Annotated in this window: 16 protein-coding genes; 12 read left to right on the forward strand and 4 right to left on the reverse strand. The window is 69.3% G+C overall.

Annotated elements, in window-relative coordinates; genetic code table 11:
* Window positions 1-101: 101 nt before the first annotated feature.
* The 5 genes from pdxH (at window position 102) to ABT340_RS32610 (ending at window position 6,205) form a co-directional block, all read left to right on the forward strand.
* Complete coding sequence (gene pdxH / locus ABT340_RS32590; RefSeq protein WP_352014710.1) at window positions 102-755, forward strand: pyridoxamine 5'-phosphate oxidase; 654 nt, start codon at window positions 102-104, stop codon at window positions 753-755.
* Between the two features lie 91 nt (window positions 756-846).
* A complete protein-coding gene (locus tag ABT340_RS32595; RefSeq protein ID WP_352014711.1) occupies window positions 847-2,064 on the forward strand; it encodes an MFS transporter in 1,218 nt (405 codons plus the stop codon).
* 172 nt (window positions 2,065-2,236) lie between these two features.
* Entirely contained in the window at window positions 2,237-2,941 is a 705-nt protein-coding gene (locus tag ABT340_RS32600) for an iron-dependent transcriptional repressor DtxR (protein ID WP_352014712.1), read from the forward strand.
* Window positions 2,942-3,061: 120 nt separating this feature from the next.
* Window positions 3,062-5,290, forward strand: coding sequence for an ATP-binding SpoIIE family protein phosphatase (locus ABT340_RS32605; RefSeq protein WP_352014713.1), 2,229 nt, complete (start codon window positions 3,062-3,064; stop codon window positions 5,288-5,290).
* Window positions 5,291-5,428: 138 nt separating this feature from the next.
* A complete protein-coding gene (locus tag ABT340_RS32610; protein WP_352014714.1) occupies window positions 5,429-6,205 on the forward strand; it encodes an alpha/beta fold hydrolase in 777 nt (258 codons plus the stop codon).
* Window positions 6,206-6,274: 69 nt separating this feature from the next.
* Here ABT340_RS32610 and ABT340_RS32615 read toward each other — a convergent pair whose 3' ends face one another.
* Window positions 6,275-6,436, reverse strand: a complete 162-nt coding sequence (locus ABT340_RS32615) for a hypothetical protein (RefSeq protein WP_352014715.1) — start codon at window positions 6,434-6,436, stop codon at window positions 6,275-6,277.
* Between the two features lie 120 nt (window positions 6,437-6,556).
* On the opposite strand from ABT340_RS32615, the gene ABT340_RS32620 reads away from it, so the two are divergent.
* Window positions 6,557-7,084, forward strand: coding sequence for a hypothetical protein (locus tag ABT340_RS32620; RefSeq protein WP_352014716.1), 528 nt, complete (start codon window positions 6,557-6,559; stop codon window positions 7,082-7,084).
* 86 nt (window positions 7,085-7,170) lie between these two features.
* Here ABT340_RS32620 and ABT340_RS32625 read toward each other — a convergent pair whose 3' ends face one another.
* Window positions 7,171-8,316 (reverse strand): acyl-CoA dehydrogenase family protein, encoded by a 1,146-nt coding sequence (locus ABT340_RS32625; RefSeq protein WP_352014717.1) that lies wholly within the window; start codon window positions 8,314-8,316, stop codon window positions 7,171-7,173.
* Between the two features lie 288 nt (window positions 8,317-8,604).
* Here ABT340_RS32625 and ABT340_RS32630 point away from each other — a divergent pair, with 288 nt between their 5' ends.
* The 3 genes from ABT340_RS32630 to ABT340_RS32640 all read left to right on the forward strand — a co-directional run bounded on the left by ABT340_RS32630 (window position 8,605) and on the right by ABT340_RS32640 (window position 12,196).
* A complete protein-coding gene (locus tag ABT340_RS32630) occupies window positions 8,605-9,912 on the forward strand; it encodes a hypothetical protein (protein ID WP_352014718.1) in 1,308 nt (435 codons plus the stop codon).
* A gap of 61 nt (window positions 9,913-9,973) precedes the next feature.
* Window positions 9,974-10,852, forward strand: a complete 879-nt coding sequence (locus ABT340_RS32635; protein ID WP_352014719.1) for a class F sortase — start codon at window positions 9,974-9,976, stop codon at window positions 10,850-10,852.
* 378 nt (window positions 10,853-11,230) lie between these two features.
* Entirely contained in the window at window positions 11,231-12,196 is a 966-nt protein-coding gene (locus ABT340_RS32640; protein ID WP_352014720.1) for a threo-3-hydroxy-L-aspartate ammonia-lyase, read from the forward strand.
* A gap of 27 nt (window positions 12,197-12,223) precedes the next feature.
* Here the strand turns inward: ABT340_RS32640 and ABT340_RS32645 are convergent, their stop codons facing one another.
* On the reverse strand, window positions 12,224-13,003 hold the full coding sequence (locus ABT340_RS32645; protein WP_352014721.1) for a methylenetetrahydrofolate reductase: 780 nt from the start codon (window positions 13,001-13,003) through the stop codon (window positions 12,224-12,226).
* Window positions 13,004-13,110: 107 nt separating this feature from the next.
* Here ABT340_RS32645 and ABT340_RS32650 point away from each other — a divergent pair, with 107 nt between their 5' ends.
* Both ABT340_RS32650 and ABT340_RS32655 read left to right on the forward strand, forming a co-directional pair.
* Window positions 13,111-14,028, forward strand: a complete 918-nt coding sequence (locus tag ABT340_RS32650; RefSeq protein ID WP_352014722.1) for a hypothetical protein — start codon at window positions 13,111-13,113, stop codon at window positions 14,026-14,028.
* Between the two features lie 9 nt (window positions 14,029-14,037).
* Window positions 14,038-14,565, forward strand: a complete 528-nt coding sequence (locus ABT340_RS32655; RefSeq protein ID WP_352014723.1) for a GNAT family N-acetyltransferase — start codon at window positions 14,038-14,040, stop codon at window positions 14,563-14,565.
* Here the strand turns inward: ABT340_RS32655 and ABT340_RS32660 are convergent, their stop codons facing one another.
* A complete protein-coding gene (locus ABT340_RS32660) occupies window positions 14,566-15,552 on the reverse strand; it encodes an alpha/beta hydrolase (protein WP_352014724.1) in 987 nt (328 codons plus the stop codon). It abuts the gene before it with no gap.
* A 156-nt stretch (window positions 15,553-15,708) separates the two neighbouring features.
* Here ABT340_RS32660 and ABT340_RS32665 point away from each other — a divergent pair, with 156 nt between their 5' ends.
* On the forward strand, window positions 15,709-16,122 hold the full coding sequence (locus ABT340_RS32665; RefSeq protein WP_352014725.1) for a DUF4259 domain-containing protein: 414 nt from the start codon (window positions 15,709-15,711) through the stop codon (window positions 16,120-16,122).
* The last annotated feature ends 69 nt before the right edge of the window (window positions 16,123-16,191 follow it).

Genomic DNA, 16,191 nt, shown 5'->3' on the forward strand with positions numbered 1-16,191 from the left:
CCCTAGGGCGCGGTGGTGTGCCGCCGGACCCGCCGGAACGCGATCGTCCCAGGTGGGGGCGGTGCGCATGCTCTCCGTCAAGCACGGGAGAATACCGTCCCGTGGATGCCACCTCGCGCCCGCCTTCGCTTGCCGGGCTTCGCCGCACCTACGAAGGTCTCCCTCTGCTTGAGGAAGATCTCGCCCCCGACCCCGTCAGCCAGTTCGCCCGATGGTTCGACGACGCCGTGGCGGCCGAGCTTCCCGAGCCGAACGCGATGGTCGTCGCGACCAGCTCGGCCGGCGGCAGGCCGACGGCAAGGACCGTCCTGCTGAAGGGCTACGACGAGGACGGATTCGTCTTCTACACCAACTACGAGTCACGCAAGGGCCGCGACCTCACCGAGAACCCCAGGGCCAGCCTGCTGTTCCCCTGGCACTCCATCCGCCGCCAGGTGAGGATCGAGGGCCACGTGGTACGGCTGCCGCGGGAGGAGTCGGCCGCCTACTTCAGGTCCCGTCCCTACGGCTCGCGCATCGGGGCGTGGGCCTCGCGGCAGTCGGCCGTCGTGCAGTCCAGGCGGGAGCTCGACGAGCGCTACGCGGAGCTGGCCGAGCGCTGGCCGGAGGACCCGCCGGTGCCCGACTTCTGGGGCGGTTTCCGGGTCGTGCCGTCGGAGGTGGAGTTCTGGCAGGGTCAGCTCGACCGCATGCACGACCGTCTCCGCTACCGCCGTACGGGCGCCTCGTGGACCGTCGAACGCCTGGCCCCGTGACTTGTTACCTGGCCATTACTGATATATCCCCATATGTCCTAAGGGCTGAGGGGGATACGTGGCGGTCAGGAATCTCGTCAGGAGACTCGCGGTGGACACCCGTCCACTGCGGGTCCCGGCCTACCGGCGGCTCTGGATGGGTCAGGGCGTCTCGTTCATCGGCTTCCAGCTCACCTCGGTAGCGGTCAGCGCCCAGATCTACGGCATGACCGGCTCCTCCTTCTGGGTCGGCATGCTCGGCCCGACCAACCTGATCCCGCTGGTCGCCTTCGGCCTGTGGGGCGGGGCCGTCGCCGACGCCGTCGACCGGCGCAAACTGCTGCTGGTCGGCTCCCTGATCGCCTGGAGCGCGACGCTGGCCCTGCTCGCCCAGGCGCTCCTGCAGGTGTCGAGCATCGGCCTGCTGCTGGCCACCGTCGCCGTCCACGCCACCGGGTTCGCCATCACCGGCCCGACCCGGGGGGCGATCATCCCCAGGCTCGTCTCCACCGAGCTCGTCCCCGCCGCCAACACCCTCAACTTCCTGGTCGGCAACCTCGGGACCGTGATCGGCCCGCTGATCGCGGGCTTCGTGCTCGCCCAGAGCGGCGTCGCCGTCGCCTACCTGATCGACGCCCTGCTGTTCGGCGCCGGCTTCTACGCCGCCGTACGGCTGCCGCGCCTCGAACCGGTCGGCGCGGTGACCAGCCCCGGCCTGCGCTCCGTCGTGGACGGCCTGCGCTACATCTCCGGCCACCCCGTGGTGATGATGTCGTTCGTCGTGGACATCATCGCCATGGCGTTCGCGCTGCCCAGGGCGCTGTTCCCCGAGATCGTCGCCGAACGCTTCGGCGGTGACCCGCTCGCGTTCGGCTGGCTCTCGGCGAGCATCTCGATCGGCGCGGTCCTCGGCGGCCTGCTGTCCGGCTGGGTCGGCCGGATCAGCCGCCAGGGGCTCGCCCTGACGTTCGTGATCGCCGCCTGGGGCGTCAGCGTCGCCCTGGCGGGACTGGTCGGCCAGCTGTGGCTGATGATCGCCCTGCTGGCCCTGGGCGGCGCCGCCGACCTGGTCTCGGCCGTCTGGCGGCAGACGATCCTGCAGACCCACGCGCCCGACGACATGCGCGGGCGCATGCAGGGCGTGTTCACGGTCGTGGTCGCCGGAGGCCCCAGGCTCGGCGACCTCAGGGCGGGCGCGACGGCCGTGTGGTTCGGCGCCACGGCCTCCTGGGTCGGCGGGGGGATCGCGTGCGCCGTGGTGGTGCTCGCGGTCGGGCTGGCCGTACCGGCGTTCAGGCGTTACCGTTCCGCCGCCGCGGGGTCCAAGTGATCAGAGTGTTTGGGCAGGTTGGGAAGGATTTACCTGCCCCCGATGTTGCCATCGTTGGCCGCTGTGGGCGGATCTCGCAATAGGGTCAGAGTCCGAGGACTTCAGGTCTGTCGCTGTCCCCAGGGGAGGACGCCGCGACCGGCCTTGGAACGAGATAAGGACGGGAGGAGCCTTGACCGCACACGGCCTGATCGACACCACGGAGATGTACCTCCGCACGATCTTCGAGTTGGAGGAGGAGGGAATCACCCCTCTCCGTGCGCGCATCGCCGAGCGGCTTCAGCAGAGCGGTCCCACCGTCAGCCAGACGGTGGCCCGGATGGAGCGCGATGGCCTGGTCAGGGTTGAGGGAGACCGGCACCTGACGATGACCGACCTGGGACGCACGCTCGCCACGCGCGTCATGCGCAAGCACCGCCTCGCCGAGTGCCTGCTCACCCAGGTGATCGGCCTGCCATGGGAGGAGGTGCACGTCGAGGCCTGCCGCTGGGAGCACGTCATGTCCGAGTCCGTCGAGGCCAGGCTGGTCACGCTGCTGAACCACCCGAAGGAGGACCCGCACGGCAACCCCATCCCGGGCCTTGAGGAGTTGGGCGTCGCGGCCCAGGACGGCGCGGCCTGGCAGTCACTGCCGTCGATGGCGGCGCTGGCCGGACCCAGGGATATACCCGTTGTCGTCCGCCGAATTAGCGAACAAGTGCAAAGTGATCCGGCTGTGATGCTTAAACTCAAGCAAGTTGGGATACAACCCGGACGCGAGGTAACGCTCGCGGCAAGCGACGACGGTGTGCGGGTGACAGGTGACGACAAGGCGGAGAATACTCTGGCGGACCTCCCGCGAGACATCGCCGCGCATGTCTTCGTCTCCACCCGATGACCAAGATCCATCTGCTTGGTTGAAATCCCCCCGGGAGACCCTCCACTCCCCTGCCGAGACCGCAGCAGGAGCAACCGTGGTTCGCTTTGCGCAAAGCCGTCCCCAAGGGGTGGTCGCTGGATGAAACGGTGGGGGGATCTCTCACAGGACACCGCCGACCACCTTTCGGCGCATTCGGTCCTCGACCATGCCGAGATGGCGGTGGTCGTCACCGACCGCTTCAGCAACGTCGTCTACTGGAACCCCTTCGCGGAACGGCTGTTCGGCAGGCCGGGCCCGGCGGCCCGCGACCAGTCACGTTCCCTGGGCATCATGGAGAAGGACCACCCCCTCGCCGTCGAGCTCGCCAAGCACGTGCTCAAGGGCGGGGTGTGGGAGGGCACCTTCGACGTCAAGCGCGGCGACGGCACGATCATCTACGTCCGGGCCCAGGCCGTGCCGCTGCGGCACCAGTCGGGCTCGGTCACCGGCATCGTCATCACCGCCAGGGAGGCGATGCGCAGCAACGAACGCGAGAAGGACCGCTACGGCCTGCTCGAACGGATCGGCGAGCGCCTCGCGGGCTCGCTGTACGTCGAGGAGACGCTCAACCGCGTCGCCGAGATGCTCGTCCCGCAGTTCGCCGACCACTGCTTCATCGAACTCATGGACAACGGCAGGCTGACCAGGAAGGTCTCCAGCCACGTCCCGGGCTGGAGCCCGCCGCCCAACACCTGGGCCCCCATCGGCGCCGACATCAACTACCCGACCGGGCACTACGCCGAGATCGCGCTGCGGCGCCAGGAGACGATCCTCGTCGAGGACTTCTCCCAGACCAACTACCCCAGCCCCGGAGAGGCCAGCACCCGCCTCGCCGCCGAGATCGGGATGACCTCGGCCATCGTGGCGCCGCTGTGCGTGCGCGGTGAGGTCCTCGGGCTGATGTACCTCGGCCTGTCCAACCTGACCGACCGGCGCAGCCCGCACTACGACGCCTTCGACCGTGACTTCGTCGGTGCCGTCGCGACCCGGGTCGCGCTCGCCGTGGACAACGCGCTGCTGTTCGAGGAGGAGCGGCACACCGCCGAGTCCTTCCAGAAGAACCTGCTGCCCCCCGCGCCGCTGCCCGAGCTCGACGGCCTGGAGATCGCGGTCCGTTACTGCCCCGCGGCGCCGCTCGCCTCGCACGGCCAGGGCATCCAGACCCAGGTCGGCGGCGACTGGTACGACGTCATCCCGCTGTCGGCGGGCCGGGTCGGCATCGTCATCGGCGACGTCGAGGGCAGGGGAGCCAAGGCCGCCGCCGTCATGGGCCAGCTCAGGGCCGCACTGCGGGCCTTCGCCCAGGACGACAAGCCACCTGCGGAGATCCTCGCCAGGCTCGACGACTGGACCCACAGCATCGCCACCCCCGAGTGGGACGACAGCGGTGCCGACATCAGCGTCCCGCCCATCGTCACCTGCCAGTACCTCGTCTACGACGCCTGGTCGCGCCAGCTGTCCTTCGCCAACGCCGGGCACGCCCCGCCGCTGCTCCTGGTCGACGGCACCTGCAGCGAGCTGGAGATCGAGGAGGTCGGCAAGCCCCTGGGCGTCCGCGCCCGTGGCATCAACGCCGACCTGGTCTACAAGGAGGAGACCCGCACGCTGCCCGCGGGGGCCGCGCTGCTGCTCTACACCGACGGCCTGGTCGACCGCCGTCCCCTGCGCGACGCCGACGGCAGGCCGCCGAGCGACGAGGAGACCCTCGCCGCGCTCTTCGGCAAGCTCATCGAGGTCTCCGACGACACGGTCGAGAACATCGCCCAGGCCGCGACGGACGCCGTCCCCGGCGAGATCGACGACGACATGGCCATCCTGGTCGTCAGGTCCGCCCGTGACGAGCTCGACGTCGAGGAACGCACCTTCCCCGCCCAGCCCATCATGGTCGGCGAGGCCCGCAGGATGGCGGCGGAGGCCTTCAGCGGCTGGAACGTCCCCGAGGAGCGCGCCGAGCTCGCCTGCCTGCTGGTCTCCGAGGTGGTCACCAACGTCGTGCTGCACGCGGCGAACGCCAGCGTCCCCCGTCGTGACCTGGTGATCGACACCACCACCCCCTTCTCCTTCGACGAGTCGTGGGACATCCCGGGCTTCGAGGACGAGGTCGTCAACGAGAAGGAGTTCACCCTGAGGCTCCGCAGGGGAGGCGAATCCGTCTGGGTCGAGGTGTTCGACCAGGACCTGCGCCTTCCCCGCATCCGCAGCGCGGGGGAGAACGACGAGGGTGGCCGGGGTCTCTACCTCGTCGACCAGCTCGCCAAGCGCTGGGGCTCCCGCCCGACCAGAGAGGGTAAGGCCGTCTGGTTCGAGATCCCCACCAAGTCACGCTGACCAGAATCAAGATCACTGCCAGGTTTCGTGAGCTTGTCCGGAAATTTCCCGCAGGTTACGCGTCCTGAGCCGGTGAGGCGGTCAGGGCATGGCGCCCCCGTCATAGAAGCCGGGGACGATCGGTGCTTCACTCGGGGGATGGATCTGGCCTTCGAACGTCGCGGGACAGGGGAGCCCCTGGTCCTGCTGCACGGAATCGGTCACCACTGGCAGGCGTGGCTGCCGGTGCTCGACCTGCTCGCGGCCGAGCGGGACGTGATCGCCGTCGACCTTCCCGGCTTCGGTGCCTCCCCGCCGCTGCCGCCGGGCTCGCCGTACACGGTGGAGAGCCTCGCCGACGCGGTCGAGACGTTCTGCGCGAGGCTCGGCTTCGGCGAACCCCACGTCGCGGGCACCTCCCTCGGCGGATACGTGGCTCTGGAGCTGGCCTCACGGGGGACGGTCCGTACGGCCACGGCGCTGTCGCCCGTCGGATTCTGGAACCGGAGCGAGCTGGTGTACTCGCGGGCGGTGCTCAGGACGTTCCGGGCACTGGCCTTCGCGCTGGACTCGGAGCGGGGCGAGGCCCTCGCGGCGAACCCGCTGGGTCACACGCTGGCCGCCGGGCTGCTCGTCGGCCACCCGTCCAGGCTCTCCGCACAGGACCTCTCCTCGGCCAGGCGGGCGCTGCGGGAGGCGCCGGGGTTCGACGACACCCTCGACTCGTTCGTCTGGCTGATGCCTCCGGCGCCGCCGAAGACGCCGGTGACCATCGCCTGGGGCGACCGCGACCGGCTGTTCCCCCGTCGGCAGGCCGTACGGGCCGCCAGGTGGTCGGGGCAGCGGGTGCGGCTGCTGCGGGGGTGCGGGCACCTGGCGATGAACGACGATCCGGCCCTGGTCGCGCGGGTGGTGCTTGAGGGGTCACGGAGCTGACGACGGGACCGTCGGCCCCGTTCCGTACGGCGTGCGGGGCCGGCCTCGTCGGGTCGGCGGCTCGGTGGGCTAGCGGAAGGTCTGGCCCCAGAGGGCGAGCATCACCAGGATGAAGACGATCATGATGCCGGCGTAGGCGACCGTGCCGAGCCGCATCGCGCGCCGTACCCGGTTGAGCCCCCAGGCGAACAGGAACGCCAGGAAGACCAGCAGGATCAGTCCGCTGTCCATCAACACCGCCTCAGGGGGAGCCTACGGTGACCAGTATGCGTCGACCGTGAGGATCTTGTGGCGATTAACCACGACACCGTTTCTCGTGGAATGGTGCTGTCCGTGAGTAGATGGGTGAAAGTGACACGCGTTCCTTCGGCCGTCCGGGGCTCCGTGCTCGCCGTCGCGCTCGCCGCCTGCCTGGCGGCCTGCTCCTCGGGAGGCTCGGGGACCTCGGGAGCCTCGGGGGAGAGCCCCTCGGCCGCCGCGTCGCCCACCGCGTCCGTCACCGCCGACACGTCGCAGGTGCCGTCCGAGACACCCAGTGAGAGCGTGCCGGACGTTCCGGTGGAGCCGAGCGTCACCCCCACGGCGACGCCGACACGCAGCGGGAGCGTTTCGCGGGTCGACGACGTGACGGGGCGGCTCAGCCCGCTGGGGAAGGAGTCGGTCGTGGTCGACGCTTCCGACGGGCCGCACGAGGTGCACCTCACCGGTGACACGGTCGTGCTCGACACGCAGGGGAGCGTCTGCCAGAAGGGGGCGGTTCCGCACCGCTGCACGTCGGCGGAGCTGTTCAAGGCGCTCAAGGCGGGGGTCACGTTCGAGGCGAGGGTACTGATCTCGGAGGGCGACGCGATCAAGATCGAGGAGATCGTCAAGGAGTGAGGGACCGGGCCGCCCTTCCGTGGTGGGAGGGCGGCGTCCCGGCGTTCCCGGGGCGTTGCGGCGTCTCCGAGGGGTCATTCGAGGGGTCAGAAGCCGAACGAGCGGCCGATGATCTCCTTCATGATCTCGGTCGTGCCGCCGTAGATCGTCTGCACCCGGCTGTCGATCCAGGCCTTGGCCACGGGGTAGTCCATCATGTAGCCGTAGCCGCCGTGCAACTGCAGGCAGCGGTCGATGACCTTGTTCTGCAGCTCCGTGGTCCACCACTTGGCCTTGGCCGCGTCCACCGCGCTCAGCTCCCCGGAGTTGAGGGCGAGGACGCACCTGTCCACGTAGTGACGGGCGATCTCCAGCTCGGTGTCCAGTTCGGCCAGGACGAACCGGGTGTTCTGGAAGCTGCCGATGCTGCGGCCGAATGCCGTACGGGACCTGCAGTACTCGATGGTCTGCGCCAGGACGGCCTCCGCCGAGGCCACCGCCATGACCGCGATCGACAGGCGCTCCTGCGGCAGGTTGGCCATGAGCTGGTAGAAGCCCCGACCCTCCTGCCCACCGAGCAGGTTGGCCGCGGGAACCCGTACGTCGTCGAAGAACAGCTCCGCCGTGTCCTGGGCGTGCATGCCGATCTTCTCCAGGTTGCGGCCCCGGCCGAAGCCCTCCATGCCCCGTTCGACGACCAGCAGCGAGACGCCCTTGGCGCCCGCCTCCGGGTCGGTCTTGGCGACCACGACGACGAGGTCGGAGTTGATGCCGTTGGTGATGAAGGTCTTCTGGCCGTTGACGACGTAGTGGTCGCCCTCGCGCCTGGCGGTGGTCCTGATGCCCTGCAGGTCGCTGCCCGCGCCGGGCTCGGTCATCGCCACGGCCGTGATCAGCTCTCCCGAGGCGAACCCGGGCAGCCAGCGGGCCTTCTGGTCGTCGTCGGTGAGGTCGACGAAGTACGGCGCCATCACGTCGTTGTGCAGGGAGAAGCCGAGACCGGTGGCGCCGATCCGCATGACCTCCTCGACGATCACGGTGTTGTAGCGGAAGTCCTTGATCCCGGCGCCGCCGTACTCCTCGGGCACTCCGAAGCCGAACATGCCGATCTCCCCGGCCTTCTTCCACACCTCGCGGGGGACGATGCCGTCCTTCTCCCACCGGTCGTGGTGGGGAACCACCTCGCGGGCCATGAACTCGCGCACGGTCTCCTGGAAGAGCAGGTGCTCCTCCTGGAAGAGGTCTCGTCGCATGGGCTTGCCTCCTTGGGATACGAGGACAGAATACGATTCTGTTACCCATAGGTACACCCAGGTGACGGGCGTTGTACGGCCTCCGCCGGAGATTCGGGCGGATCACAAGTCCGCCACAGTCTGCTGGGGGTCTTGTCATCTTCCTGCGTCATGCTGGGGCTGGGCAGTACGATCCGGAGCGAGTTGTGACTTTATGACCGGTTTTATGGCCAGATCCGATGATCGGAGCGACCAGTGGTTCGGTGGGGAGCAGGACTCCGCAAGGCAGTCGCGGCGTCAGTCCTAGGGGTGGCGGCTGGTTCCCTGGTCGTTCTGACGAGCTCTCAGAGCGTTGCCGACACGGACACCTATATCTCGGACTTCTTCTGCACTCCTTCGAATGATTTGGCTCCGGCTCAGGCGAAGGTTCTGGTCAGGGTCGCTTTTCCGACGAAGGTCTACATCGGGCAGTCGCTCGATATCAAGTGGACTCTGGGTGATTCCCCTTTCAAGGCTCCGGAGGACTCGCCCGCGAAGGCGCGGGTGGTCGCGCGAGGTAGCGCAGGGATATCCGACTACTGGAGTGGCACGGGAACGCTCGACTCGATGGGAGAGACCGTCGTCGCCAACGCTCTGCAGAAGGGCGCGCCGCTTCCCCTCCCCACATTGGCGCCGGGTTCCTACATCGTGGGGAAGGAAGGCGAGATCAAGGTCACGCCCAGGAGCCTCACGGTGCAGTACCTGCCCTCCGATGAGGTGACCGTCTTCAACGACAGTGTCAACGGGGCGGAAAACCCTGCGATCAAGTATTCCGTGGGCAACAAGTGGATTCGCAGGGCCGACGACAAAATCGACGACATCGGGAAAGACGTGCACGCGACCACTGATGATGGCGCGACCGCCGAGTTCTCGTTCACCGGCACCGGTGTCGAATACGTCACCGAACGCGATGACGACATGGGTGAGGTCGAAGTCACCCTCACCGATGCTGACGGCAAGTCCCAGCCGACGACGAAGGTCAATGCCTCCAAGGAGGCGGATGGCCAGACCAACGTTCCGGCCGATGTGAAGCGGACACAGCAGGTTCTTTGGTCCGTGAAGGGTTTGAAATACGGAACGTACACCGTCAAGCTGAAGAACGCCTCCCCTGGAAAGTTTTTGATCGTCGACGCTTTCAGGGTGCTCAAGGAGCCGAAGCCCGAGCTTTACGCGAAATACCCCAACTTCACTGCTGTCTGTGAGCCCACCAAGGCCGAGGCGGTTCCGGTGAAGGTCGAGAAGGCGCCTACCCCCACGCCTACGGCGACCACCCCGACCCCCACCCCCACCAGGACTCCGACCGTGGTGCCCAGCACCTACTACACGACCGTGCCGCCCCACACCGCCACTCCCAAGCCCACCCTCACCGTCACCGCGACCGTGACCCCCACCCGGCCGACGCCGACCGCTCCTCAGGTGATCGTGACGCCCAGCGGTGGTGCGCAGACGGGTGAGGCTCCCGACGAGAATCGTTCGGGCGCGGGGCTGATCGGCGGCGGGACGGCGATGGTGCTCGCGAGCGTGGTCGGCGGAGTGGCGTTGAGGCGGCGGCGTGCGGCGCACAGCCAGGGCCGCTGACACGAAGCGGGTCGATAGGGGACAGTAGGCGCATGCGCGGGGACAGGTAAGGAGGCGCCGGATGTATCCAGGGCCTTCACAGGGTCAGGGCCCCTACTACGGCGGCGGCCGTCCGCCCAGGAAGGGCGGCGGCCTCCTGCTGCCCACCCTGCTGGTGGTCGGCTCGCTCGGCGGGGTCGCCGCGATCATGGCCGGGCTGCTGACCTACCTGACGCCGGTCGCCGACGACGAGCCGTACGGCCCACCCGTGCCGCGGGCGGCCGACAGCATGATCGTGCAGGACGTCCCCACCCAGGGTGGCCAGGAGACGCAGGCCGTACAGCCGGGGCAGTCGCAGGATCCGCAGCCGCAGGAGCCGGTCGCGGCGGCCCCCGCCGAGGTGGGGCACGGCGGGCTCGACGCGCCGTTGACGGCCGCCGCTCCCACCGCTCGCCCGCCGCTGCCCGTGGTCAAGCCGCCCGCGCCGCTCAAGAGCGCGGGGGTACGGCCGAACAAGCTGGCCATTCCCAAGATCGGGCTGCTGGCTCCGCTGATGGCGCTGGGTGTCGACGCCAAGAAGGAGATCCAGACCCCGCCGTTGAGTAAGCCGAACCTGGCAGGTTGGTACAAGAACGGCCCGGTCCCCGGACAGCAGGGTCCCTCGGTGGTGCTCGGGCACGTGAACACCCGCAGTGGGGCGGCCGTCTTCAGCCGCCTGAAGGAGATCAAGCGCGGGGACAAGATCAAGGTCTCCAGGTCGGACAGGACCATCGTGGAGTTCACCGTGGACGGGGTCGAGCAGGTCAGCAAGACGTCGTTCCCGTCGAAGCGGGTCTACGGCAACACCGGAGAGGCGACTCTGCGCCTGATCACCTGTGGCGGCGTCTACAACAGCCGGACCCACCACTACACCGACAACATCATCGTCTACGCGACCCTGTCGGCCACCCGCAAATCCTGACCCGCGAAGCCTGAGCCGTGAGGCCTGGCCTGCAAAGCCTGACCCGCGAAGCCTGAGCCGATCAGTCTGGTCCGTGCAGCCCGCCCCGCGGTACCTGACCCGTGAGGCCTGGTCCGGGAAGTCCGGCTCGCAGGGTCTTGGTCCGTGAGGCCTGACCCGCGGAACCCGCCCTACAGGGTCTGATTCGCGGTGCCTGACCCACAAGCCCCGACCTGCGAGGACCATCCCGGGAAGCCTGGTCGACGGGGCCCGGATCCGTGCGGCCCGACCGGGAGGCGGACCGGCGGGAGGGCTGACGCGAACGGCCGGGGCGGTTACCGTGGTCGTGTCGAAGATCGTTGCGAACCGTCGAAGAACCCCGAAGGGGAGAAGCCGCCGATGCTCCAGCTGCCGACCTACGACGACGTCCGGGACGCCGCCGCCCGTATCTCCTCCCACGCGCACCGCACCCCCGTGCTGCGCTCGCGCCGGATCAACGAGAGCGTCGGCGCCGACGTGGTGTTCAAGTGCGAGAACCTCCAGCGCATGGGCGCCTTCAAGTTCCGTGGCGCGTTCAACGCCCTGTCCCGGTTCACCCCGGAGCAGCGGCGCGCGGGCGTGGTCGCCTACTCCTCGGGCAACCACGCCCAGGCCGTGGCGCTGGCCGCCAGGATGCTGGACATCCCGGCCACGATCGTCATGCCCCACGACGCGCCCGCCGCGAAGGTCGCCGCGACCAAGGGATACGGCGGGCGGGTCGTCGGCTACGACCGCTACGCCGAGGACCGTGAGGAGATCGGCCGCGCGCTGGCCGTGGAACACGGGCTCACGTTGATCCCGCCGTACGACCATCCGGACGTCATCGCGGGGCAGGGCACCGCCGCCCTGGAGCTGCTGGAGGAGGTCGGCGACCTCGACGCGCTGTTCGTGCCGCTCGGCGGGGGCGGACTGCTGTCCGGCACCGCGCTGGTGGCCAAGGCGCTGTCGCCGGGCTGCGCGCTGTACGGCGTGGAGCCCGAGGCGGGCGACGACGGCCTGCGGTCCCTGCGCCAGGGGAGCGTCGTCCACATCGACACCCCGGTGACCATCGCCGACGGCGCGCAGACCCAGCATCTCGGCGCCCACACCTTCGCGATCATCAGCCGCGACGTCGACGACATCGTCACCGCGACCGACGCCGAGCTCGTCGAGGCCATGCGGACCTTCTTCGCCACGATGAAGATCGTCGTCGAGCCCACCGGCGCACTCGGCCTCGCCGCCGTCCGCAGGCTCGCGGGAGACCTGGCGGGACGGCGGATCGGTGTGATCATCAGCGGCGGCAACGTCGACGTCGACCGTTTCGCCGCACTGCTGACCGGCCGCTGACCGGCCGGGCGTTCTGGGACGAACCTGTCAGAGCAGTTCCTCAAGCCGGGCGGCGACCTGGCGGTAGCGGGAGACCGGGATCAGGTGAACCCCGTCGAAGGCGCCGGAGTCGCGGATCTTGAGGACCTGCTCGCAGGTGGCCTCGACCCCGGCCTGGCGGTCGGCGGCGACCGCGCGGACCAGGTCCTCGGGGATGTCGATGTCCGGGATCGCGGCGGAGAGACGCCGGGCGTGGTTCTCGCTGGCCAGGACCATCACGCCCGCGTAGACGGGGACCTCGACGGGGTTGGCCTCCCGCCACCTCAGCAGGGCCTCCAGGGAGAAGCTGACCTGGACGAAGACGAAGTCGGCCGCGTGCTTCCAGGCGGGCAGCGGGCGAAGGCCGGCGGCCGTACCGATCTGGAAGGGGCGCACCCCGGCGAAGGCGGGGTCGTCCGGCAGGGCACGGACCTCCTCGATCATCGCGCGCACGTTCAGGTCGCCGGTGCGGTTGCCCGTCGCCGGCTTGTCCCCGTAGACGAACAGGAAGCGGTCGACGCCGTAGGCCGCGGCGGTCAGCAGGTCGCGGCGGAACCCCAGCAGGTTGCGGTCGCGTGAGTTGAGACACGCGATGCTACGGCCTCCCATCGCCTCGACCTCGTGCGCGACCGCCACGCTGGAGACCGTGGCACGGCCGATGTGGTTGTCGGGCACCAGGAAGGTGTCGGAGATCTTGCTCAGGGTTCCGATCTGGTGCCGGACGTGCATCAGGTCGGGCCGGGTCGGCGGCTCGATCTCGCAGATCACCTGGAACGGAGAAGTCGTCATGGACCAAATGTAGGCAGGCCGAAGCGGGGAGGCCACCTGCTTTCCTCGCGTATAAAGCGCCGGGGGAAAACGGAAATCGCATTTCTGAAACGGTTAGGATCCAGCGCATGGCGACTACGCGGGCCGGCAACCGTAGAATCCGGATAATCGTCGACCCCGCCCTTCCCGAGGAGACGGCGACCGTCCTCGGTGACAACGCGCTCATGCTCGAAAAGGTGCGAAAAGGCTGGAAACCCCTGCCACCGCCCAGGAAGCGGTCGGCCGCCTCCCTCGCGGTCAAGGGAATGCTGACGGCATTGGCCCTTGTCGCCGCGGTTTTCGTCGGCGCCGGTCTCCTGGTCGAGATCGTGCTTTCCCTCACGCTGGCCGGCCTCGTCGTCGCCGCGATACGGGCCGCCGGCGACGCGGAGGACCGCCTTTCTCCGGAACACGTCTTGTACGGCCTCGCCGAAGACTGCCGGGAGAGTTATCTCCTTGAGGAGGATTTCGACGACGCGGCGAGAGAACTGCTCGTCAGGACGAGGACGGCGGCCGGTTCGATCCTCGGTTCGCGGGTCAACGCCGAGGGTCTTCTCGACGACGTGCGCAACACGGTGGTCCTGCCTGCGCAGGAGTGGGAGATCGCACGCCTGCTCGCCAAGCTGTCCGCATTGCGCGCGGAGCACAGGACACTCATGGCCGGTGGGGTGACCCCGGAGGTCTCGGCCGCGGTGCGGCCCCTGGAACGGGTGCTGGCCGAGAGCGAGAAGGCGGTCGTCGCCAGGGTCGAGGCGATCGAACGCTACGCCGCCCATGTCGCGCGGGCGGAACAGGCCCAGCGGGCGCATGACCAACTGCGGGCGTTCGCCGAACGACTGCCGCGCTACGAGGAGCTGCTCGCCGAGTCGGGGGCGGACGCGCTGGCCGTACCCGAGGTCGGGCGGCTGGCTGAGGAGGCCGACGAGCTTGAGCGGGCGCTGCGGGACAGCCTCGGGGCGGCGCGGGAGGTCTTCGGGCATCTGGACGGCTCGGCCGGCGGTTCGTAGCGTGACGGCATGAGCGTTGATCAGGTGGCGTTACGGCCGATCGTCGAGGAGGACCTGGAGACGCTTGAGCGCTTCTCCGTCGAGCCGGAGGCGGCGGGGCTGTTCGGCTGGCTCGGCTGGTCGGGCCCCGGCAGGTGGCGCAGGAAGTGGGCGAAGAACGGCTTCTTCGACGCCGAGGGTGGCCTGTTGCTGGTCGTCAACGGCGCGGAGCGGCTGGGCTTCGTCTCCTGGCGCAGGATCCTGACCGCGCAGACCTCACACTGCTGGAACCTGGGGATCGCCCTGCTGCCCGAGGCCAGGGGCCGGGGCTTCGGCACCCGGGCGCAGCGCCTGCTGGTGGAGTACCTGTTCGCGCACACGCAGGTGGTCAGGGTCGAGGCGGTCACCGAGGACGCCAACCTCGCCGAGCAGCGCGCGCTGGAGAAGGCGGGCTTCACCCGGGAGGGCGTGCTGCGCGGTTACTCGTTCAGGAACGGTCACTGGCGTGACGGGGTGATCTACAGCGTGCTGCGCGAGGAGGTCGACCTGCCCGGCTGATCATCCGGCGGCGACTCTGGCGATCTCGGCGAGGACGAGGTCGGGCTGGGCGTTCTGCACGTAGTGCTCGGTGGTCGAGGCCGTCACCAGGCGGCCCCGGCTCGACAGCGCCGCCAGGCTCCTGGCGTGCCTGGTGTCCTCCTCCGGCTGTCCCGCCGGGACGATCACCGTGACCGGCAGATCGCCCCACGCCCCGGGACGGACCGTCGCGGCCACCTGGGCGGCGCTGTCCACCGACGCCCACGCCTCGGCGCGGGCCGCCGCCATGCTGCCCGAGCCGTAGACGACGGTGGCGTTCGCGCGGGCCGTCGGGGTCGCCTCCGGAGGCACGAAGGCGTCGCCGCGCAGTCTGAGCAACCCGACCCGGGCGACGAACTGGTTGACGCCGAGCTGTACGGCCATCAGCGGCCGGGAGATCCGCAACGCCGTCAAGGCCGTCTCGTCGGTGACGTCGATCAGCACGAGCCCGGCGGTCAGGCTCCGCAGGCGGTCGGCGAAGACCCGTACGACGTTGCCGCCGAAGGAGTGCGCGACCAGCACGTACGGCCCGGCCTCCCCGGAGGCGGCCAGCAGCGCGTGCAGCTCTCCGGCCAGGCGCTCCGCCGTACGGGGGGAGGGTCCCTCCTGGCTCCAGGCGTATCCCGCCCGGTCGTAGGAGCACACCCGGGAGCGGGCGGACAGGCGGCGCTGGATCACCTCCCAGCTCGCGCTCGACTCGGCCAGTCCCGCTTCGAGCACGACGGTCGGGGCGCCCCGGCCGGTGCAGTACAGGTGCAGGCGGTGGCCGCCCACGTCGACCAGCCGCCCCGGTGCCCGGTGCTCCCGCGCGTCGGCCCGTGAGGCGTTCGACTCGTAGGCGAACCCCACCCCAGAGGCCAGCACGAGCAGGACCAGGGTGAGGGCCGCTGCCCGAAGCAGTGTCCGCAGCAGTCTGCGACCTCTCCTGGGGCGTGGTCTCGTGGAGCGTTCCGGGTTTCTGTCCGCCATGTCTCGAAGGTAGGGACGCGGATGGCCCGTTTCCTCCTCCACGCTGGGGGACCCGTCCACGCCCCCTCATCCGGCGGAAGGAGAACTTTGGGTGATTTGTCGGGGGTGCCACCTAAGCTCCGAACCGAGGAAGAGGCCGGTGAGGAGAGGTGCGACATGGGAGCCTGGGATCTGGGACCGTTCGACAACGACGGGGCACTCGACCTGCTGGCGCATCTCGACGGTACGGCGGACCCGGCGGCGGTCCTGTCGGAGGCGCTGCGGGAGATCCTCGACCAGGACGACTACGTCGAGGGGCCGGACATGGCGGGCGCGGTCGCGATGGCCTGTCTCACGATCGCCCGTCTGGCCGGTGCCGAGTCCGTCGCCCTGAACGACCCGGTGGCGGTCAGATGGCTTGAGGGCAACCCGTTCCAGGTGGACGCGGCGTTGCGCGGGCTCGCCGCCGACCTTCTCGACCGGGCGGCCCGCCCCGGGGACAACGAACTGTACGACCTGTGGCAGGACGCGGACTCCCTTGACGAGTGGCTCGCGACCCTGACTCCCTACCGCCGGGCGCTGGCCGGGTGATCGACGGTCACCCGGAGTGATGGTATGGCCCTTTTACCCGAGGGTTCACCGGTGTCCACCAGGCGTTTT

The organism is Streptosporangium sp. NPDC000239, assembly GCF_040300765.1.
Lineage (GTDB): Bacteria > Actinomycetota > Actinomycetes > Streptosporangiales > Streptosporangiaceae > Streptosporangium.